The organism is Streptomyces sp. NPDC031340, assembly GCF_055569945.1.
This window is the reverse complement of record NZ_JBVIIE010000046.1, coordinates 38,224-58,866: the sequence shown is the minus strand read 5'-3', so window position 1 is coordinate 58,866 and position 20,643 is coordinate 38,224. Positions and strand designations below refer to the sequence as shown.

15 protein-coding genes are annotated in these 20,643 nt (G+C 71.2%); 12 read left to right on the top strand and 3 right to left on the bottom strand.

The window, feature by feature from the left end; translation table 11 throughout:
- Positions 1–215: 215 nt before the first annotated feature.
- Positions 216–2,381, bottom strand: a complete 2,166-nt coding sequence (locus ACZ5GT_RS29845) for a RecQ family ATP-dependent DNA helicase (RefSeq protein WP_469032212.1) — start codon at positions 2,379–2,381, stop codon at positions 216–218.
- Positions 2,382–2,623: 242 nt separating this feature from the next.
- Here ACZ5GT_RS29845 and ACZ5GT_RS29840 point away from each other — a divergent pair, with 242 nt between their 5' ends.
- From ACZ5GT_RS29840 to ACZ5GT_RS29815, 6 genes are all read left to right on the top strand, one after another.
- A complete protein-coding gene (locus ACZ5GT_RS29840; protein WP_469032210.1) occupies positions 2,624–4,219 on the top strand; it encodes a DUF4192 domain-containing protein in 1,596 nt (531 codons plus the stop codon).
- Positions 4,220–4,514: 295 nt separating this feature from the next.
- Positions 4,515–5,273, top strand: a complete 759-nt coding sequence (locus ACZ5GT_RS29835; protein WP_360754777.1) for an NUDIX hydrolase — start codon at positions 4,515–4,517, stop codon at positions 5,271–5,273.
- Between the two features lie 150 nt (positions 5,274–5,423).
- Entirely contained in the window at positions 5,424–7,508 is a 2,085-nt protein-coding gene (locus ACZ5GT_RS29830; RefSeq protein ID WP_469032257.1) for an ABC transporter ATP-binding protein, read from the top strand.
- A gap of 162 nt (positions 7,509–7,670) precedes the next feature.
- Positions 7,671–8,558 carry a FadR/GntR family transcriptional regulator gene (locus ACZ5GT_RS29825; protein ID WP_469032206.1) on the top strand — a complete coding sequence of 296 codons (888 nt, stop codon included), beginning with the start codon at positions 7,671–7,673 and terminating at the stop codon, positions 8,556–8,558.
- Between the two features lie 429 nt (positions 8,559–8,987).
- Positions 8,988–10,529, top strand: a complete 1,542-nt coding sequence (locus ACZ5GT_RS29820; RefSeq protein WP_469032204.1) for an RNA polymerase sigma factor — start codon at positions 8,988–8,990, stop codon at positions 10,527–10,529.
- A gap of 121 nt (positions 10,530–10,650) precedes the next feature.
- Positions 10,651–11,526, top strand: a complete 876-nt coding sequence (locus tag ACZ5GT_RS29815; protein WP_469032202.1) for a serine protease — start codon at positions 10,651–10,653, stop codon at positions 11,524–11,526.
- A 111-nt stretch (positions 11,527–11,637) separates the two neighbouring features.
- On the opposite strand, the gene ACZ5GT_RS29810 is transcribed toward ACZ5GT_RS29815, so the two are convergent.
- The gene (locus tag ACZ5GT_RS29810; RefSeq protein ID WP_469032200.1) at positions 11,638–11,868 is read right to left on the bottom strand and encodes a DUF7455 domain-containing protein; all 231 of its coding nucleotides are present in this window, start codon (positions 11,866–11,868) and stop codon (positions 11,638–11,640) included.
- 453 nt (positions 11,869–12,321) lie between these two features.
- Here ACZ5GT_RS29810 and ACZ5GT_RS29805 point away from each other — a divergent pair, with 453 nt between their 5' ends.
- From ACZ5GT_RS29805 to ACZ5GT_RS29795, 3 genes are all read left to right on the top strand, one after another.
- Positions 12,322–14,448: a DNA gyrase/topoisomerase IV subunit B gene (locus ACZ5GT_RS29805; protein ID WP_469032197.1), complete on the top strand. Its 2,127-nt coding sequence runs from the start codon at positions 12,322–12,324 to the stop codon at positions 14,446–14,448.
- A gap of 204 nt (positions 14,449–14,652) precedes the next feature.
- Entirely contained in the window at positions 14,653–15,228 is a 576-nt protein-coding gene (locus ACZ5GT_RS29800) for a DUF485 domain-containing protein (protein WP_469032194.1), read from the top strand.
- A complete protein-coding gene (locus ACZ5GT_RS29795) occupies positions 15,225–16,817 on the top strand; it encodes a solute symporter family protein (RefSeq protein ID WP_469032192.1) in 1,593 nt (530 codons plus the stop codon). Before ACZ5GT_RS29800 ends, ACZ5GT_RS29795 begins: the two co-directional genes overlap by 4 nt.
- Before the next feature lie 97 nt (positions 16,818–16,914).
- Here the strand turns inward: ACZ5GT_RS29795 and ACZ5GT_RS29790 are convergent, their stop codons facing one another.
- Positions 16,915–17,610 carry a response regulator gene (locus tag ACZ5GT_RS29790; protein ID WP_469032189.1) on the bottom strand — a complete coding sequence of 232 codons (696 nt, stop codon included), beginning with the start codon at positions 17,608–17,610 and terminating at the stop codon, positions 16,915–16,917.
- A 167-nt stretch (positions 17,611–17,777) separates the two neighbouring features.
- Between ACZ5GT_RS29790 and ACZ5GT_RS29785 the strand changes: the two genes are divergently transcribed.
- From ACZ5GT_RS29785 to ACZ5GT_RS29775, 3 genes are all read left to right on the top strand, one after another.
- Positions 17,778–18,593, top strand: coding sequence for an ABC transporter ATP-binding protein (locus ACZ5GT_RS29785; protein ID WP_469032186.1), 816 nt, complete (start codon positions 17,778–17,780; stop codon positions 18,591–18,593).
- Positions 18,583–19,449, top strand: a complete 867-nt coding sequence (locus tag ACZ5GT_RS29780; protein WP_469032183.1) for an ABC transporter permease — start codon at positions 18,583–18,585, stop codon at positions 19,447–19,449. The genes ACZ5GT_RS29785 and ACZ5GT_RS29780 overlap by 11 nt, the downstream gene beginning before the upstream one ends.
- 104 nt (positions 19,450–19,553) lie before the next feature.
- Positions 19,554–20,615 carry an ABC transporter substrate-binding protein gene (locus tag ACZ5GT_RS29775; protein WP_469032179.1) on the top strand — a complete coding sequence of 354 codons (1,062 nt, stop codon included), beginning with the start codon at positions 19,554–19,556 and terminating at the stop codon, positions 20,613–20,615.
- Positions 20,616–20,643: the final 28 nt, after the last annotated feature.

The following is a 20,643-nucleotide window of genomic DNA, read 5'->3' as shown; positions in this document are numbered from 1 at the left end:
CGTCACCGTCCGAAATTCGGTGGTGTGTGGTTTATATCCCTACCCGCTGGTCGGTGGTGTGACGCCTGATGCGATCGTTCACCTCGGATTCACTCACTCTTCGTGACCGGTTGGGTGGTGAACGCAGCGGTGCTCCGTCCGGAGCGCCATGGCCGGACAGGGCGTCGGGGGTGAGGCCGGCCCTGGCGCAGGCGCAGGGGCGGCGTCGGGCGAGCTCAGCCCTGCACCGCCAGAACCAGTGGCAGCACTCCCTGCGCACCGGCACGTCGGAGCAGCCGGGCCGCGACCGCGAGGGTCCAGCCGGTCTCGGTGAAGTCGTCCACGAGCAGGACCGGTCCCCCTGCCTCGGCGACGGCTGAGGCGAGAGCGGGCGGTACGGTCAGCGCGCCGTCGAGAAGCTTCAGACGCTGGGCACTGTTGCTGCGGGAGACCGGCGGCGCGTCGCCGGCGTGTTCCAGGGAGCCCAGCAGGGGCAGACGGCCCACGTTCGCGATGTGTGCGCCCAGGGAGCCGACCAGTCGCGGCCGGGTGCGCGAAGGCACGGTGACCACGCCGACCGGACGTGGCGGTGCGTCCGGTGCCCCCGAGGCCCAGCCGCCCGGCCCCCTGGCCCAGTCGGCCAGCACACCCACCACGGCCTTCGCCACGTCCTCCGGGACGGGCCCGTCGGGGGCCTGGGGGGCGAGCATCGGCCGCAGCCGGTTGCCCCAGCCGATGTCCGACAGACGCCCCAACGCCCGTCCTGTGCCGGCCTGTTCTCCCGTGGGGATGCGCCCCTTGAGGTCCATGCCCACGGCGGCGAGCCCGGTCGGCCACATACGGCGCGGCTCCACCTCGACACCGGCCCGGCCGAGATCCTCCCGTGCCGCGGCCAGCGCCGTCGTGGACATGTCCACGGTGAACCGGGCCCCCGCGCAGTTGTCGCAGCGGCCGCAGGGCTTGGCCGCCTCGTCGTCCAACTGGCGCTGCAGGAACTCCATGCGGCAGCCGGTCGCGGCCGCATACTCGCGCATCGCCTGCTGCTCGGCCTTGCGCTGCCGCGCGACCCAGTCGTACCGCTCCCGGTCGTAGGTCCACGGCTGCCCGGTCACGATCCAGCCGCCCTTGACCCGCTTGACCGCCCCGTCCACGTCGAGGACCTTCAGCATGGTCTCCAGGCGGGAGCGGCGCAGTTCCACCAGAGGCTCCAGGGCGGGCAGCGACAGGGGCCTGTCCGAGCGCGCGAGGACGTCGAGGGTGCGGCGCACCAGGTCTTCCGGCGGGAAGGCGAGAGATGCGAAGTACTCCCAGATCGCCTCGTCCTCCTTCCCGGGGAGCAGCAGCACCTCGGCGTGCTCGACTCCGCGTCCGGCACGGCCCACCTGCTGGTAGTAGGCGATGGGGGAGGACGGAGACCCCAGGTGCACCACGAAACCGAGGTCCGGCTTGTCGAAGCCCATGCCCAGCGCGGAGGTGGCGACCAGCGCCTTCACCCGGTTGGCGAGCAGGTCGTCCTCTGCCTGCTGCCGATCGGCGTTCTCCGTCCTGCCCGTGTACGAGGCGACGGTGTGCCCCCGGTGCCGGAGGAACGCGGTGACCTCCTCGGCGGCGGCCACGGTGAGGGTGTAGACGATCCCGGAACCCGGCAGCTCGTCCAGGTGGTCGGCGAGCCAGGCCATCCGGTGAGCCGCGTCCGGCAGTCGCAGGACGGCCAGACTCAGGCTCTCGCGGTCGAGCGGACCACGCAGCACGAGCGCGTCCGTGGAGCCGCCGGTACCGAGCTGCTCGGCGACGTCGGCGGTCACCCGCGCGTTGGCGGTGGCGGTGGTCGCGAGCACCGGAACCCCCGGCGGGAGATCGCCGAGCATGGTGCGCAGCCGCCGGTAGTCCGGACGGAAGTCGTGCCCCCAGTCGGAGATGCAGTGGGCCTCGTCCACCACGAGGAGCCCGGTGGCGGCGGCGAGCTTGGGCAGCACCTGGTCCCGGAAGTCCGGGTTGTTGAGCCGCTCCGGGCTGACCAGCAGAACGTCGACCTCGCCCGCCGCGATCTCGGCCTGGACGGTGTCCCACTCCTCGGTGTTGGCGGAGTTGATGGTGCGGGCGTGGATGCCGGCCCGGGCCGCGGCGTCGACCTGGTTGCGCATCAGCGCGAGCAGCGGGGAGACGATCACGGTGGGGCCGCTGCCCTGGGCCCGCAGGAGCGAGGTCGCGACGAAGTAGACCGCGGACTTGCCCCACCCCGTGCGCTGCACGACGAGCGCCCGGCGTCTGTCGGCGACCAGGGCCTCGATCGCGCGCCACTGGTCCTCGCGCAGGCGCGCCGTCCCCGTGGCGTCCCCGACGAGGCGGGCGAGAACCGCGTCGGCGGCCGCCCGGAGATCCGCGTTGCTCGTGTGCTCCATGCGTCCCATCCAACAGGACGGCACTGACAATCCGGACCGGTCGGACGGTGCGGGTGGACGCCGATCGAGATGCGACGCGGCGGGGCATGTGATGGTCGTACAAGTTGCTGTCCTATGCAGAGACCCCCCTGACCTGGCGTTTTGGTGAGATGAGCGCCCTGCGGAGCATGCCCTGACGTGTTCGCGACCGGACTTGTCCACAGGGCCGGACCGAATTGCGCGATCCGCGAGATCGTCGGCGCATGACGAACCGCGACGAAACCACGGGATCACCCGAGAACGGCGACATCGCCGCACCCGACGAGCGCGCCGTACCCGACGAGTGCTCCGTACCAGAGGGGCGCGCCGCACACGCTGTGTACGACGCACCCCACGCCGGCCGGAACCGCCTGGAATGCACCCCCTACGAGAGTCACGGCGCCGAGCAGCAGGTCACGCTGCGGACCCCCGCCGAACTGGCGGACGCCCTGCCGTACCTGCTCGGCTACCGCCCCGAGGACAGCATCGTTCTGGTCGCGCTGCACGACAGGGACGGTCGGGGCAGGTTCGGCGGTCGGGCCCGGCTCGGCATCCCCCCGAACGCGGAAGACTGGGACTCCGCCGCCCGGCAACTGACCCACGGGCTGGTCACGGGCAGTGAGCGCAGGGGTGCACGCCCCGAGCAGATGGTCGCCTATCTGTGCCAGGAACCCGGAAAGGGCGAATCGGGACGCGAGGTCATGCTGCGCCTGCGCCCGCTGGCCCAGCGACTGCGCACCGAGTGCGGTCGTCTCGACGTACCGGTGGTCGAGGCGCTGTGCATCTCGGACGGCCGCTTCTGGTCGTACTGCTGCGACAACGAGCGGTGCTGCCCGCCCGAAGGTCTGCCGATGGGCCTGCCCGGCACCTCCGTGCTGGCCGCCGCGGCCGCGTACGCCGGCCTGCGGGTGCGGGGCGGTCTGAGCGAGCTGCGGGCCAGGCTGCTGCCCTGGGAGACCGCCGCGGCCCTCGAACAGGAGACGGCCCTCGACGCCGCCAACATGGCGCTCGTCCCGAGGATCCTCGACGGCGCGGGCCGCGCGGCGGTCGCCCAGGAGACGCTGGAGCTGGCCGACCGGATGCTGCGCAGGCTGGCCGAGGCGCCACCGGTGTCCGGCACACTCGAAGCCGACCTCCGGGACGACGACCTGCTGGGGCACGAGCAGGCCGCGGCGCTGATTCTCGGTCTGCAGGACCGGACGACGCGCGACCGTGCGGCCGCCTGGATGGAGGGCGACGAAGCCGGCCCGGCGCTCCGCCTGTGGCGGGCCCTGGCCCGCCGGTGCGTCGGCCCGTACCGTGAACACGCAGCGGCGCCGCTCACCCTCGCCGGCTGGGTCGCCTGGTCCGGCGGCGACGACCTGGAGGCCCGCGAGGCACTGGCCATGGCACTCGGAGCGGACCCCGATTACCTCTTCGCCCGCCTGCTGCACCAGGCGTGCAACGAGGGACTGGACCCCGAGTCGATCCGCCGCTGTCTGCGCACGGAGCGTCGGGGCAGCGCGGCACGCACGCGGCGGACCCGCGCCGAGCAGGAAGCCGAGAGGCCGGAGGACGGTGACCTCACCGCGCCGGGGGCCCTGCCGCACGCGCCTTCCCGTCTGCGGCGCCGTACGCGTTCCGCCGGCGGTACCGCCAGGCCGGTGAAGACGGACGGCCGAAGGCCGGAAGTTCCGCGTCCCCGCACGCCGACCATGGACACCAGGCGCTCCGACGTCCCCCGGACCGACGGCAGGCGCCCGCGCGTCACAAGGAGGGACGCGGCACGGCACCGCGACGCCCGCCCCGGAGCCGGCAGGTCCACGAGCGACGACGCCTGAGCGGCCGAGGCCCGCTGCCGTCCGCCGACGTCCGCCGGCGTGCCGTCGGCACCGCCCCGGTGCGCGGCGCCGGGCCGGGCGCGGAGTGCCGGCGCTCCACACCCGGACGGTCGCCCCCGGCAGGGCAGTTGGTGGGCGGACCACATGCCTCCCCGCGCCTCGGCACGGGCCCGCGCGGTGCCGCACCACGAGCCGGAACACATGGTGAGGCCCACCCCCGGACCGAAGTGGATCAGCCACCGAAGCGGCCGACGAAAGGAGTGTTTATCGTCAGGCAGACGACTATGATCGCCGCATGCCCTACGACCCGTCAGCCTTTCCGCCCTTCGCCGTCACCGTGGATCTGGTCGTGCTGACCGTGCGCCGCCATGCCCTGTGCGCGTTGGCGGTACGCAGGGGCGAACCGCCGTTCCAGGGGCGCTGGGCGCTTCCGGGCGGTTTCGTCCGGGCCGACGAGGACCTGGCGCAGGCGGCAGCGCGTGAGCTGGCGGAAGAGACCGGGCTGCGCGCCCACGACCCGGCAGCCCCCGTCCAGGGCAACGGCGCTCACCTCGAGCAGCTCGCCACCTACGGCGACCCCAAGCGGGACCCCCGGATGCGGGTTGTCAGCGTCGCCCACCTCGCGCTCGCTCCCGACCTGCCCCCTCCCCGGGCCGGTGGCGACGCGAGCAACGCACGCTGGGCGCCGGTGGACGAGCTGCTGCAGCAGGGCGGGTACGGCCGTGACGGCGAACCGGTCGCGCCGCTCGCCTTCGACCACGCCCAGATCCTGGCCGACGGCGTCGAGCGCGCCCGTTCCAAAATCGAGTACTCGTCGCTCGCCACGGCGTTCTGCCCGGCCGAGTTCACCGTCGGCGAGCTGCGCCGGGTCTACGAGGCGGTGTGGGGCGTGGCGCTCGATCCGCGCAACTTCCATCGCAAGGTGACGGGGACGCCGGGCTTCCTGGTCCCCACCGGCGGGACCACGACGCGTCAGGGCGGCCGGCCGGCCCAGTTGTTCCGGGCCGGCGGGGCCACGCTGCTCAACCCGCCGATGCTGCGCCCCGAGGTGTGACGAGTGCGGCCGGCCCGGGATCCGGGAGACCGGCCGCCCGGGCGGGCTCGGGAGCGAACGGCGAACAGGGATCCGACCGGCTCCGTCACGGCCCGCACAGTTGGCTGCGTGATGTCCGAAAAACCGGATATGGCACGCTATGTTGCTGCGGTGATCCAGGCCTTCGGACTGACCAGCAACCCGCGTAAGGAGCTTCCGCCCGCCGTGGACGACGTCTCGTTCGAGGCGGGCGCGGGCCGCGTCACCGTATTGCTCGGGACACCGGGCGCGGGCAAGACGACGGCGCTCAGACTCATGCTCGAACTCCAACCGGGCCGTGGCGTCACCCACTTCAGGGGGCGCCCCCTGCACCGCATCGCTCACCCGGCGCGTGAAGTCGGCGTCCTGCTGGGCGACGTACCCGGGCATCCGGTCCGCACGGTCCGCGGTCATCTGCGCATGCTGTGCGCCGCCGCGGGCGTTCCGGCCCGCCGGGCCGATGAAGTCCTCGAGGCGGTCGACCTCGTCAGCCTGCGCCATGAGCGCCTGGGCGCCCTCTCCCGGGGCATGGACCGCCGCCTCGGCCTCGCCTGCGCCCTGCTGGCCGACCCGCACACACTCGTGCTGGACGACCCGGCCGGCGGGCTCTCCGCCCGTGAAGCCCGCTGGCTGCACGGCGTACTGCGGGCCCACGCCGACCAGGGTGGCACGGTCCTGTTCACCACGGCCGACACCAAGGAGGCGGCACGCAACGCCGACCATGTCGTCACGTTGGAGAAAGGCAGGCTTGTCGCCGATCAGGAAGCCGGTGACTTCGCCCGCACCAGGCTGCGCCCCCGCGTCGCAGTCCGCAGTCCGCACGCCGCCCGCCTCGCCGCCGTGCTCGCCAAGGAGTCGCGGGCCGCACAGCTCTCCGTCGAGATCGTCCGTGAGGGCGGCAACCGCCTTGCCGTCTATGGCAGTAGCTGCGCCGACATCGGCGAGACCGCCTTCCGGCACGGCATCCTCGTCCACCGACTCGCCGACGAAGTGGGCGACATGGGGCCCGGGGCGGGCGGGGCGGGCGGGGCCTCGGCGAAGGTGCCGGCGCAGACCCCCGGCAGCCCGCACGCGACCGGTGCGGTACCGACGGCGGATGCCGCTGCCGGGCACCCGGCCCTCGCCCGCGCGTCCGACGAGCCGGAAGAGCCGGAAGAGCCGGAAGAGCCGCAAGAGTCGGATGGGGCGGAGGAACCCCAGTGGCTCGACGCGCCGGAAGAGTCCCATGAACCCCACGAAGCCCAAGAACCCCATGAACCGGAAGAGCCGGAAGCGTCCGAGCGGCTGGAAGAGTCCAACGAGTCCGAGGTGATGCGGCCGCCGTACCACGCCGCCCCGTGGCCGAACCTCGCCGCCGTTCTGGCGCCGTCGCCGGGCACGCGCGCCCCCGAGGGGCCCGGTTCCGGCGTGCGGTCCCCGCTTCCGCCCCCCATCTCGGTCCGTTCCGCCCGGGGCCCGCTGCGTCCCCTGCGCTACGAGATCCGCCGCGCCACCGGCATCGGCACGGGCCTCCTCACCGGGGCCGCCGTGATCCTCGGGTCCGTCCTCGTCGCCATGCTCCTCGCCCGGGCCGGTCACACCGCGCAGCCGCGGCTGCTGGCCGCCTGGCCGAAGGGGTTGCCGCTGCCGCCCGCCGCGCTCGGCGCGGGACTGCTCGGCGCGCTCTCCTTCGGCGACGAGTTCCGCCACCCCGCCCTGGCGGCGGACCGCGGCACGGTGCCCCGTCGGCTGGGGCTGCTCACCGCGAAGCTCCTCGTGGCAGCCGCCACCGCGCTGACGCTCGCCCTCCTCACAGCGGGCTGCGACACCGCGGCGCTCTATCTGCTCTACGGGCGGGAAGTCGCACAGGTCCCCGCGGACTGGCTCTCGCCGGTCGCGAGTTGGGCCGGGCTCGTCGTCGGGTGTGCCTGGGCCGGGGTGCTGGGCGCCGGTGTCTTCCGGTCCACCGCGGCCGGACTCGCGGCGTTGGTCGCCGTACCCGTCGTCGTCGTACCCCTCGTACAAAGGGCCTTCAGTGGACCGGCAGTGCGAACGGCCGCTGGCTTTCCCGCGCGCGTGCGGGAGGTGTTCCTGTCGCAGTGGCCCTTCGGGGGAGAACGCTATCTGGAGGCGGCGGCCCGCGTGGTCGCCCAACCCGTGGGCGGCGCGCTGACGTTGTCGGTGACCGCTCTGCTCTGCGCGTATCTGCTCACGACCCTGCGCGGCAGGGTCCGGTGATCACTGTGCGCACCCTTCCGGTTCCGCTCCGCGCACAACTACCCGGGGATAGCTCATTTCTTTCTGATAAGGCGTCAATTGCGATGGGGTGAGCGATCACCCTTTCGTGTGCTTTTCACCAAAGCCCTCAAGGGAGTTGAGGACAACGCCGACAAAGGATCCGTGAGTACCCTTGCGCACACCATGATGACCGCCGCCCGCGCCGCAGACTCCGGTCTCGCAGGTCCGGGCGAACTCGACCGCTACCCGTACGCCGAGGCGCCAGCCGTCGACCGCGTCGGAGCCCCCGCCTGGGAGAGCGCGGACCCGGAGCTGGGCCGCGTGGGCCGGCGCACCGCGGGCAGCCGCGGGCGCGGGCTGCACGGCCAACTCGTCCAGCAGCTCGGCCAGATGATCGTCTCCGGAGACCTGGGAGCCGACCGCCCGCTGGTGCCCGAGGAGATCGGCCAGCGTTTCGAGGTCTCGCGCACCGTGGTCCGCGAGTCGCTGCGAGTCCTGGAGGCCAAGGGCCTGGTCAGTGCCCGCCCGAACGTCGGCACGCGCGTGCGTCCCGTCAGCGACTGGAACCTCCTCGACCCGGACATCATCGAGTGGCGGGCCTTCGGTCCGCAGCGCGACGACCAGCGCCGTGAGCTGAGCGAGCTGCGCTGGACCATCGAACCGCTCGCCGCGCGGCTCGCCGCCGGGCACGGCCGCGAGGACGTCCAGCAGCGGCTCGCCGACATGGTGGAGATCATGGGGCAGGCCATGGGGCAGGGTGACGCGCTCACCTTCTCCCGGGCCGACGCCGAGTTCCACTCCCTGCTCATCCAGGTCTCCGGCAACCGGATGCTCGAGCATCTCTCCGGGATCGTGTCGGCGGCCCTCCAGGTCTCCGGCGGTCCGGTCACGGGCTGTGACCGGCCGAACGAGACGTCGCTGGGACACCACGGCAGGATCGTCGACGCGCTCGCGGCGGGCGACGCTGCCGGAGCCGAGGTGGCCATGCGCCAGTTGCTCACCGTGCACCCCGAGGTCGAGCGTGTGGTACCCGCGCCACGCGAGCACTGACCGCCCACCGCGGGCGGCGCGGCCGGTGGATGCCTCCCCCTCCTGTGGCATCACCCGGCCGACGAGCCGTCCGCCGTCGGACCCCACAGGATTCCCGCGATCCTGTGGGGTCCGACGGCGCACGGGCCCGCGCGACCGGCGCGGCGACCCCGGTCCGCATCACGGGCGACCTTGTTTGCCCTTGTTTGACAATTTTTGCGCGCTTACGAGGTGTGACTCGGGCCACGCAGATTGGGCGTAACACTCGTGGAATCAGTCGCGATGACCTAAGAGGTGACAGCCGAGGAGGGAATACGGACGCCGATCACGGCGCTGTGCCTCTTCCCGGCCCCAGCCCGCGCCGTCGGCCCGGTTCCCAAGCCGTCGGTCGGCTCCTGTCCGACATGGACGGGGCCGGAAGCCGTTTTCCAACGTTCCGAGAGGTTGTTCGTGTCGGCCAGCACATCCCGTACGCTCCCGCCGGAGATCGCCGAGTCCGTCTCTGTCATGGCTCTCATCGAGCGGGGAAAGGCTGAGGGGCAGATCGCCGGCGACGATGTGCGTCGGGCCTTCGAAGCTGACCAGATTCCGGCCACTCAGTGGAAGAACGTACTGCGCAGCCTCAACCAGATCCTCGAGGAAGAGGGTGTGACGCTGATGGTCAGTGCCGCAGAACCCAAGCGCACCCGAAAGAGCGTCGCAGCGAAGAGTCCGGCCAAGCGCACCGCCACCAAGGCGGTCGCGGCCAAGACGGTGACCACCAAGAGGGCCACCGCGCCCGCAGCCCCGGCGTCGCCCACCGCCGACGCGCCCGTCGAGGACGACGCAGCCGCCAGGAGGGCCACCGCGAAGAAGGCGGCGCCCGCGAAGAAGGCGACGACCACGAAGAAGGCGGCCGCCAAGAAGGCGACGCCCGCGAAGAAGACCAGCGCCAAGAAGGATGACGTCGAGATCCTCGAGGAGGAGGTGCTCGAGGACGCGCCCAAGGCGGGCGACGAGCCCGAGGGTGCCGAGAGCGCGGGCTTCGTGCTCTCCGACGAGGACGAGGACGACGCGCCCGCCCAGCAGGTGGCCGCCGCCGGCGCCACCGCCGACCCGGTGAAGGACTACCTCAAGCAGATCGGCAAGGTCCCCCTGCTCAACGCCGAACAGGAGGTCGAGCTCGCCAAGCGCATCGAGGCCGGTCTGTTCGCCGAGGACAAGCTGGCCAACGCCGACAAGCTGGCGCCGAAGCTCAAGCGCGAGCTGGAGATCATCGCCGAGGACGGCCGCCGCGCCAAGAACCACCTCCTGGAGGCCAACCTCCGTCTGGTGGTCTCGCTGGCCAAGCGCTACACCGGCCGCGGCATGCTCTTCCTGGACCTCATCCAGGAGGGCAACCTCGGTCTGATCCGCGCCGTCGAGAAGTTCGACTACACCAAGGGCTACAAGTTCTCCACGTACGCCACCTGGTGGATCCGGCAGGCGATCACCCGCGCCATGGCCGACCAGGCCCGCACCATCCGCATCCCGGTGCACATGGTCGAGGTCATCAACAAGCTCGCGCGCGTGCAGCGCCAGATGCTCCAGGACCTGGGCCGCGAGCCCACCCCGGAGGAGCTGGCCAAGGAGCTCGACATGACCCCGGAGAAGGTCATCGAGGTCCAGAAGTACGGCCGCGAACCCATCTCGCTGCACACCCCGCTGGGCGAGGACGGCGACAGCGAGTTCGGTGACCTCATCGAGGACTCCGAGGCGGTCGTCCCCGCGGACGCGGTCAGCTTCACGCTCCTGCAGGAGCAGCTGCACTCCGTCCTCGACACCCTGTCCGAGCGCGAGGCGGGCGTCGTCTCCATGCGCTTCGGTCTCACCGACGGTCAGCCGAAGACCCTGGACGAGATCGGCAAGGTGTACGGCGTCACGCGCGAGCGCATCCGCCAGATCGAATCCAAGACCATGTCGAAGCTGCGCCACCCGTCGCGTTCGCAGGTGCTGCGCGACTACCTCGACTAGGTCGCCCTCGCCACGACGCCGACGGCCCGGTTCCCCCGTGGGAACCGGGCCGTCGTGCTGCGGGCGGCAGTACTCTGCGTGACTCTGGGTATCCATTCATCACCTTGAGTCAGGAGTGTGCATGCGATCTCGCCTTGTCCGAGCGCTGTCCCGGCCGCTGGTCCTGGCGGCCGCGGCAGCCGCGATACCGCTGGTGTCCGCCGCTTCCGCCACCGCCGACAGCGTCGTGGTCGGGGGATTGCCGGTCGACGTGTCCGCGAGCCCGTGGACGGTGGCGCTCTCCAGCCGTGACCGGTTCGGGGGTACGCGCGCGGGACAGTTCTGCGGTGGCGCGGCGATCGGCCGGACCGCCGTGCTCACCGCGGCCCACTGTCTGGGCAAAGAGGCCCTGGGAGGGGCCGCCGGCCGGGTCCGCGACCTGAAGGTCATCGCCGGCCGCACGGACCTGACCGCCGGCACCGGCCAGGAGATCGCGGTGCGCGACGTCTGGGTCAACCCGGGGTACGACGACACGACCAACGCCGGCGACTTCGCCGTGCTCACGCTCGCGCACCCGCTGCCCGAGGGATCCGTCATCGCCCCGGCGGCCGCCGGTGATCCCGCCTACACCCCGGGGACGGATGCCGTCGTCTACGGATGGGGCGATGTCACGGGCGGCGGCGACTACGCGCGCAAGCTGCGTGCGGCACATGTGCACGTGCTGCCGGACGCCCAGTGCCAGGAGGCCTATCCCGGAAGCGGTGACGGCGCCTACCGGGCCGAGAGCATGCTGTGCGCCGGTGAGACGCGGGGCGGCCGGGACGCCTGCCAGGGGGACAGCGGGGGCCCGCTGGTGTCCCAGGGCAGGCTGATCGGGCTGGTGTCCTGGGGGAGTGGCTGCGGCCGTGCGGGCAGCCCGGGCGTCTACACGCGCGTTTCCTACGCCCTGAGGGCGCTGGGGTCATCGGGGGCGCCGCGGGCACCGCGGGCGCCGCACAAGGGCGCCGGGGCCCGCTGAGGGCTGGAGGCCTTCGCACCGCGACGACGGGCGGCGCCGTCCCTGAGGACAGGGGCGGCGCCGCCCGTCTGCCGGCCTGTGCCGGAGCTGGCTCGTCGTGGGTGCGAGGCGTCAGCGGTCTTCTTCGGAGGCGGATGCGGGAACGGTCGTGAGCCGCTCCGTCTCGTCCTGTATCTCAGCGGCGATCTTCTTGAGTTCCGGCTCGAACTTGCGGCCGTGGTGGGCGCAGAAGAGCAGTTCTCCGCCGCTGAGCAGGACGACGCGCACGTACGCCTGGGCGCCGCAACGGTCGCAGCGGTCAGCGGCCGTCAGCGGGCTCGCGGGGGTCAGAACAGTAGTCACGTCGCCTCTTCTCTAGCTCGACGAGCTGTCGTACCAGGGTCAACATCCAACCAGCCCGAAAATGTTCCCGCTCGGGGCTTGCCCTCGAAAAATCTCTTTCGAGTCCGGCTGTCTGCTGCCGGTTGGCGGCGAATGTGCCGTTTTGCATGTCTGTAGGGTTTGCGGTTTCGCGCTGTGCGTCGGTGTTCTCGTCGTTCTCGCCCTCCCGGCCGGCTTGCCGGTTGTTCATGAGGACGTGCCCGGAGCCTAAATGGTTCATGCCTCGAAGGGAACGTGATGTGTACTTCACCCCAACGAGGGATCGAACACCCATGCGACGCTGGACTAGTCTGTCTTCGGGGTGAGGGTGGCGTTACAACGGCTCTACCAGGCCTCGGTACTCTCATGGCGGCAGACCGAGCCGCGCCCTTACCCACTGGGGCCCCATCTGAAATTCAGCGAGGAGCGAACCGCGTGACCGCCGAGACGTCCGTGCCGTCGTCCACAGCGCTGCTGGCAGGAGCAGACCGGGACGGTTCCAATTACACCGCGCGGCACCTGCTCGTCCTCGAGGGGCTCGAGGCCGTACGCAAGCGCCCGGGTATGTACATCGGATCCACCGACAGCCGCGGGCTCATGCACTGCCTGTGGGAGATCATCGACAACTCCGTCGACGAGGCCCTCGGGGGCTACTGCGACCACATCGAGGTGATCCTCCACGACGACGGTTCGGTGGAGGTCCGCGACAACGGCCGTGGCATCCCGGTCGACGTGGAGCCGAAGACCGGCCTGTCCGGCGTCGAGGTCGTCATGACCAAGCTGCACGCGGGCGGCAAGTTCGGCGGCGGTTCGTACGCCGCCTCCGGCGGCCTGCACGGCGTCGGCGCCTCCGTGGTGAACGCCCTGTCCGCCCGCCTCGACGTCGAGGTGGACCGCGGCGGCCACACCCACGCCATCAGCTTCCGGCGCGGTGTGCCCGGCGCCTTCGCGGCGAGCGGCCCGGACGCGAAGTTCACGGCCGAGAGCGGCCTGCGCAAGGCCAAGCGGATCCCCAAGACCCGCAGCGGCACGCGCGTGCGTTACTGGGCCGACCGCCAGATCTTCCTCAAGGACGCCAAGCTCTCCCTGGACAACCTCCACCAGCGGGCCCGGCAGACCGCGTTCCTGGTGCCCGGCCTGACCATCGTCGTCCGTGACGAGCTCGGCCTCGGCGAGGGCGGCAGCAAGGGCGAGGAGTCCTTCCGCTTCGACGGCGGCATCAGCGAGTTCTGCGAGTACCTGGCGAGCGACAGGCCGATCTGCGACGTCCTCCGCTTCTCCGGCCAGGGCACCTTCAAGGAGACCGTCCCGGTCCTGGACGACCACGGTCAGATGACGCCCACCGAGGTCACCCGTGAGCTCGGCGTCGACGTCGCCCTGCGCTGGGGCACGGGCTACGACACGACCGTGAAGTCGTTCGTCAACATCATCGCCACCCCCAAGGGCGGCACCCACGTCGCAGGCTTCGAGCAGGCCGTCGCCAAGACGATGAACGAGGTGCTGCGCGCCAAGAAGCTGCTGCGCGTCGCCGAGGACGACGTCGTCAAGGACGACGCCCTGGAGGGGCTCACCGCGGTCGTCACGGTCCGGCTGGCCGAACCTCAGTTCGAGGGCCAGACCAAGGAGGTCCTCGGCACCTCGGCGGCCCGCCGGATCGTGAACACCGTGATCACCAAGGAGCTCAAGGCCTTCCTGACCTCCGCCAAGCGCGATGCCGCCGCGCAGGCCCGGGTGGTCATGGAGAAGGTCGTCGCCGCCGCCCGTACGCGCATCGCGGCCCGCCAGCACAAGGACGCGCAGCGCCGCAAGACGGCCCTGGAGTCCTCGTCGCTCCCCGCCAAGCTCGCCGACTGCCGCAGCGACGACGTGGACCGCAGCGAGCTGTTCATCGTCGAGGGAGACTCCGCGCTCGGCACCGCCAAGCTCGCCCGGAACTCCGAGTTCCAGGCGCTGCTGCCGATCCGCGGCAAGATCCTCAACGTGCAGAAGTCGTCCGTCACGGACATGCTCAAGAACGCCGAGTGCGGCGCGATCATCCAGGTCATAGGGGCCGGCTCCGGCCGTACGTTCGACATCGACGCCGCCCGCTACGGCAAGATCATCATGATGACCGACGCCGACGTCGACGGCTCCCACATCCGCACCCTGCTGCTGACGCTGTTCCACCGCTACATGCGGCCCATGGTCGAGGCCGGCCGGGTGTTCGCCGCGGTGCCGCCGCTGCACCGGATCGAGCTCGTCCAGCCCAAGAAGGGTCAGGACAAGTACATCTACACGTACTCGGACCGCGAGCTGCGCGACAAGCTCCTCGAACTGCAGAGCAAGGGCACCCGGTACAAGGACTCCATCCAGCGCTACAAGGGTCTCGGCGAGATGGACGCCGACCAGCTGGCCGAGACGACCATGGACCCGCGCCACCGCACCCTGCGCCGGATCAACCTCTCGGACCTGGACGCGGCCGAGCAGGTCTTCGATCTGCTGATGGGCAACGACGTGGCCCCGCGCAAGGAGTTCATCTCCAGCTCGGCGGCGACACTGGACCGGTCGCGCATCGACGCGTGACCGCCGCGCCGGGCGCCGGACTCCCGCACGAAACCCGGTGACGGGCCGCGCACCCCGTCACCGGGACGACAAGCCGTCCCCATCCGCGGCCGTGGCGGTGTGCCGGAAGGGAATTGTCCGGCCGCCGTCGGGTTGGTCACCTGATGGGGTGAAGGGTCCGGTAAAGCAGGTTCGGGGAGGTTCCCGGTCTGTCCATCCTGGGGCATGCAGTCAAGCAACGGTCCCACCCGCGCAGGCGGGGACATCGCCGGAAGTCCGGCCGCACATCACGACGACCCCGCCTCGCCGGCGGCAGCGGTGCCCGCTCGGGTGCGGTACGACGACCCGTGGTACGACGCACTCGCCTCCGGCTGGGGCGAGTCGGCCGGAGGCGGCGTAACCGTTCCCGCGCAGTCTGCCGGGGCGCCGGGCCGCACGGGCGCGGCGGGAACGGCGGGCGCGGCCGCTCCGGCCGACGTCTACCTCCAGGTCCAGCGCAGCGCGGCCTTCCAGGAAGTGCGCCGCCGGTACCGCAGGTTCGTCGTGCCGGGCGTCGTCGTCTTCCTCACCTGGTACGTGGGGTACGTCGTGACCGCGACGACCGCCCCGGCGCTGATGGCGAGGCCGGTGGTGGGGGCCGTGAACGTGGGGATGGCCGCGGGACTCGGGCAGTTCCTCAGCACCTTCCTGCTCGCCTGGGCCTACGCCCGGCACGCCCGGCTGCGCAGGGACCGGGCCGCACTCGAACTGCGCTGGGACACGCAGGAGCTGACGCGTGGCGCCCGAGGGGGTGCGCTGTGACGGGTCATCACCAGACGCTGGCGCTTTCGCTGTTCAGCGTGTTCGTCGCGGTCACGCTGGGCATCACCACCTGGGTGAGCCGCCACCGTCACGGCTCGGCGGAGGAGTTCTACGCCGGAGGGCGCCTCTTCTCGCCGATGGAGAATGGTTTTGCCATCGCGGGCGACTACATGTCCGCCGCTTCCTTCCTGGGCATCTCCGGTCTCATCGCGCTGTTCGGCTACGACGGGCTGCTGTATGCCGTCGGCTTCCTCGTGGCCTGGCTGGTGGTGCTGTTCCTCGTCGCCGAACTGGTCCGCAACTGCGGCCGGTTCACGCTGGCCGACGTGGTGGCGGCACGGATGAGCGAGCGGCCGGTGCGGATCGCGGCGGGAACTTCCTCGGTCACCGTGTCCGTTCTCTACCTGGTGGCGCAGATGGTGGGCGCGGGCAGCCTGGTCGCGCTGCTGCTCGGGGGCACGAGCGGGGCCGCGCGGTCCTGGACCGTGATCGGTGTCGGCGCGCTCATGATCGTCTACGTCTCGCTGGGAGGGATGCGGGCCACCACCTGGATCCAGATCGTCAAGGCGGTACTGCTGCTCGGCGGGACGCTCGTGCTGACCGTGCTGGTCCTGGCCCGTTTCCACGGCGACTTCGACCGGCTCCTGCTGACCGCGGCAGCGCGCAGCGGACACGGCGAGGCGTTCCTCGCCCCGGGGCTGAAGTACGGCGGGGACTGGACCGCCCGCCTCGACTTCATCAGCCTGGGACTCGCGCTGGTGCTGGGCACCGCCGGGCTGCCGCACATCCTCTCCCGCTTCTACACCGTGCCGACCGCCCGCGCGGCCCGCCGTTCGGTGCTCTGGTCGATCGGACTCATCGGCGGCTTCTACCTGATGACGATCGTCCTCGGCTTCGGCGCGGCGGCGATCGTGGGGCCGGACGCGGTACGCGGCTCGAACGCGGCGGGCAACACCGCGGTGCCGCTGCTCGCCCTCGACCTCGGAGGCGGCGCCGACTCCACGGGCGGGACGGTGCTCTTCGCCGTGGTCGCCGCCGTCGCCTTCGCCACGATCCTCGCGGTGGTCGCCGGCATCACCCTCGCCTCCTCGGCGTCCGTGGCCCACGACCTGTACGCGTCCCTGCGGCGCCGCGGCGGCAAGCCGCGCAGCGAGGTCGCCATGGCACGGGTCGCCGCGGTCGGCATCGGCGTCCTGGCGATCGCCCTCGGACTGCTCGCCCGCGATCTGAACGTCGCCTACCTGGTGGGCGTCGCCTTCGCCGTCGCCGCGTCGGCGAACCTCCCGGTGCTGCTCTACTCGCTGTTCTGGGCCGGATTCACCACCCGGGGCGCCGTGTGGTCCGTATACGGAGGGCTGGTGCCCGCGTTGGTGTTCGTCACCCTCTCGCCGGTGGTGTCAGGCAGCCCCGAGTCGCTCTTCCCGGGCGTCGACTTCCAGTACTTCCCGCTGCAGAACCCCGGTCTGATCTCGATCCCGCTGGGCTTCCTCGCGGGCTGGCTGGGCACCGTCACCTCCGTGGAGGCCCCGGACGAGGCCAAGCACGCGGAGACCGAGGTGCGGTCGCTCACGGGAGCGGGAGCCGTCTGACGCGAGGCCCTGGTCCGTCGTGCGGCGGGCGCCCGGTTCCGATCCACCGCAGTCTGGCAGGCGCGCCGGCGAAGGTCGCGGGGCATCGCGCGCCCGGCTACGGCGCCACCCAGGCGTAGAGGTGTTCCGGGCGGCCCGTGTCGCCGTACCTGAGCGACAGCCGGAGGCGGCCGGCCTGTTCGAGGCGGCGGAGGTAGCGCTGGGCGGTGGAGCGGCTCAGGCCCGTCTCGGCGGCCACCTCGTGGGCCGAGAGCGGGCGGCCGGCGCCGTGCAGCACGCGGCAGATCAGGTCGGCCGTCGGCTCCGAGTGGCCGCTGGGCAGCCCGGGCGACGACGACGGCACCGACGCGGTGCGCAGCGCGCCGAAGATCCGGTCGACCTGCTCCTGCCCGGCGATGCCGCGGCCGCCGACCCGGTCGACCGTCCGGCGCAGGGCGGCGTACGAGTCGAGCCGGGTGCGCAGGGCGGCGAAGGTGAACGGTTTGACCAGATAGTGCAGGGCGCCCAGACGCATGGCGGCCTGCACGGTCGCCACGTCGCCGGCCGCGGTGATCATGATGACGTCGGTGCCGTGGCCCTGCTCGCGCATGCGGTGGGCGAGCTCGAGGCCGGTCTGGTCGGGCAGGTAGTGGTCGAGCAGGACCAGGTCGATGGCCCCTCGCTGCACGGTCGCCAGGGCCTGGGCGGCGCTGTGCGCGCGGGCGGCCACCCGGAAGCCGGGAACCTTCCCCACGTACCTCGCGTTGATCTCGGCGACGCGGAAGTCGTCGTCCACGACCAGGACGTCAATCATCGGGCCTCTCTCCGTTCAAGGCCTGGCGGGCCTGGTGTTAAGCCCGTGTTTCGGCTCCGCTGTTGTAACGCGAGCAAAATGAGCACAAAAGGCTGTTGCAGGCAAAAGAACGGCATGCGCACAGAAGGCTCCTGCGGTGACCCGGGCCACCTCTACCGTCCCCGGCCATGAGCCCAGACATCAGCCCCGCCATTCAGCTGCGGGGCGCCAGCAAGATCTTCAAGACCCCGTCGGGGGGTCTGCACACGGCTGTCCGAGACCTCGACCTCACCGTCGGGCGGGGGGAGTTCGTGGCGGTCGTCGGACCGACCGGATGCGGCAAGTCGACCACGCTGACCCTGGTCAGCGGGCTGGAAGAGCCCACTGAGGGCGAGGTCCTGGTGGCCGGGGAGCCGGTCCGGGGCGTCGGCGGCAAGGTCGGTTTCGTCTTCCAGCAGGACGCCACCTTCCCCTGGCGCACCGTCCTGTCCAACGTCATGGCGGGGCCGCGTTTCCGTGGCGTGCCCAAGGCCGAGGCGAAGCGGAAGGCGCGCGAGTGGCTGGCCCGGGTCGGTCTCGCCGCCTTCGAGGACCGCTATCCGCACCAGCTCTCCGGCGGCCAGCGCAAGCGCGTCGCGCTCGCCGCGACCTTCGTCAACGACCCCGAGATCCTGCTGATGGACGAGCCGTTCTCGGCGCTCGACGTGCAGACCAGGGCGCTGATGTCGGACGAACTGCTGGAACTGTGGGAGGGCACCGGAGCCTCCGTCGTCTTCGTCACCCACGACCTGGAGGAGTCGATCGCCCTCGCCGACAAGGTCGTCGTGATGACGGCCGGGCCCGCGACCGTCAAGCACGTCTTCGACATCGACCTGCCGCGGCCCCGCAAGGTCGAGTCGGTGCGCCTGGAGCCGCGGTTCATCGAGATCTACCGCGAGATCTGGGAGTCGCTGGGCGAAGAGGTCCGCATCACCCGCGAGAGGGGTGCCGCGAATGTCGCCTGAGGTCCTCACCACGCCGGTCGTCGACACGGTCAAGGCCGCCCCGGGCCGCGCGCACTCACGCGCCCGTGCCGCCCGCAAACGCAAGATCGTCGTCACGGCGTCCCGTGTGCTGCTCCTGATCGCCTTTCTCGGCCTGTGGGAGGTGCTCTCCCGGGCCGAGGTCATCGATCCGTTCAACTTCTCGATGCCCTCGAAGATCTGGGACCAGATCCACACCTGGGTGACCCACGGGACGGCGCTCGGCTCCCTGGGCGAGCAGATCTGGTTCACCCTGCACGAAGCGCTGCTGGGCTGGGTCATCGGCGTCGTCGCCGGTGTGATCTTCGGTATCGCGCTGGGGCGGATCGCCTTCCTCGCCGACATCCTCGGTCCCTACATCAAGGTGCTCAACTCGATACCCAGGATCGTCCTCGCGCCGATCTTCGTGATCTGGTTCGGGCTCGGACCGGCCTCCAAGGTCGCCTCCGCCGTCGTCCTGGTGTTCTTCCCGGTCTTCTTCAACGCCTTCCAGGGCGCCCGGGAGGTCGACCGCCACCTGGTCGCCAACGCCCGCATCCTCGGCGCGAGCGACCGCAGGGTGACGCTTCAGGTCGTCATCCCGTCCGCCACCTCCTGGATCTTCACCAGCCTCCACGTCAGCTTCGGCTTCGCCCTCATCGGCGCCATCGTCGGCGAGTACATCGGCGCCACCAAGGGCATCGGCCTGCTCGTCGCGCAGTCCCAGGGCACCTTCAACGCGGCCGGGGTGTACGCCGCGATGGTCATCCTCGCCGTCGTCGCGCTGGTCGCCGAGGGGCTGCTCACCTTCGCCGAGAGCCGCATCTTCCGCTGGAAGCCGTCGGGCTCCGACAGCTGAACGCCCTCGGACGCGCCCTCCGACGCGCCCTCCGACGCGCCCCTGGAACCACCCCCCTTTCTCCCCGCACCGCCCTCTCACAAGTCACAAGGACGTGAACCACCATGCGCAGAAGCGCCAGATACGCCTCCCTGGCCGCGGCCGGCCTGCTCGCCCTGTCCTCCCTCACCGCCTGCGCCAATGACGCGGCGGGCAGCGCCTCCGCCGGCTCCGGCGGCAAGGGCGACGGCAAGGGCACCAAGGTCAAGATCATGGTCGGCGGCCTGGACAAGGTCATCTACCTGCCCGCGATGCTGACCCAGCGGCTCGGCTACTTCGACGCCGAAGGGCTCGACGTGGAACTGCTGAGCGAGCCGGCCGGCGTCCAGGCGGAGACCGCGCTCGTCTCCGGTCAGGTCCAGGGCGCCGTCGGCTTCTACGACCACACGCTCGACCTGCAGACCAAGGGCAAGTCCGTGGAGTCCGTCGTGCAGTTCTCGCACGCGCCCGGCGAGGTGGAGATCGTCTCCCGGAAGGCGGCGGGCGACATCACCTCGCCCAAGGACTTCAAGGGCAAGAAGCTCGGCGTCACCGGCCTCGGTTCCTCGACCGACTTCCTCACCAAGTACCTCGCGGTCAAGAACGGCGTGCGGGTCGACCAGTTCACACCGGTCGCCGTCGGCGCGGGACCGACCTTCATCTCGGCCCTCCAGAAGGGCGCCATCGACGGCGGCATGACGACCGACCCGACCGTCGCCACGATCCTGGAGAAGAAGGCGGGCAAGGTCCTCCTCGACATGCGGACGCCGGAGGGGTCCCAGGAGGCGCTCGGCGGCCCGTACCCGTCGTCGAGCCTGTACATGCAGACGGACTGGGTCAACAGCCACAAGGACACGGTCCAGAAGCTGGCCAACGCGTTCGTCAAGACGCTCAAGTGGATGTCCACCCACAGCTCGACCGAGATCGCGGACAAGATGCCCGCCGACTACTCCCAGGGCAACAAGGTCCTCTACGCCGCCGCCATCGAGAGCACGCTGCCGATGTTCACCAAGGACGGTGTGATGCCGGCCGACGGCCCCGCGACGGTCGAGAAGGTGCTCAAGGCGTTCAACCCCAACATCAAGAACGCCAAGGTGGACCTCGACAAGACGTACACCACCGAGTTCGTCGAGAAGGCCGCGCACTGAATCCGTATACACCGGGGGCACGGTCCCT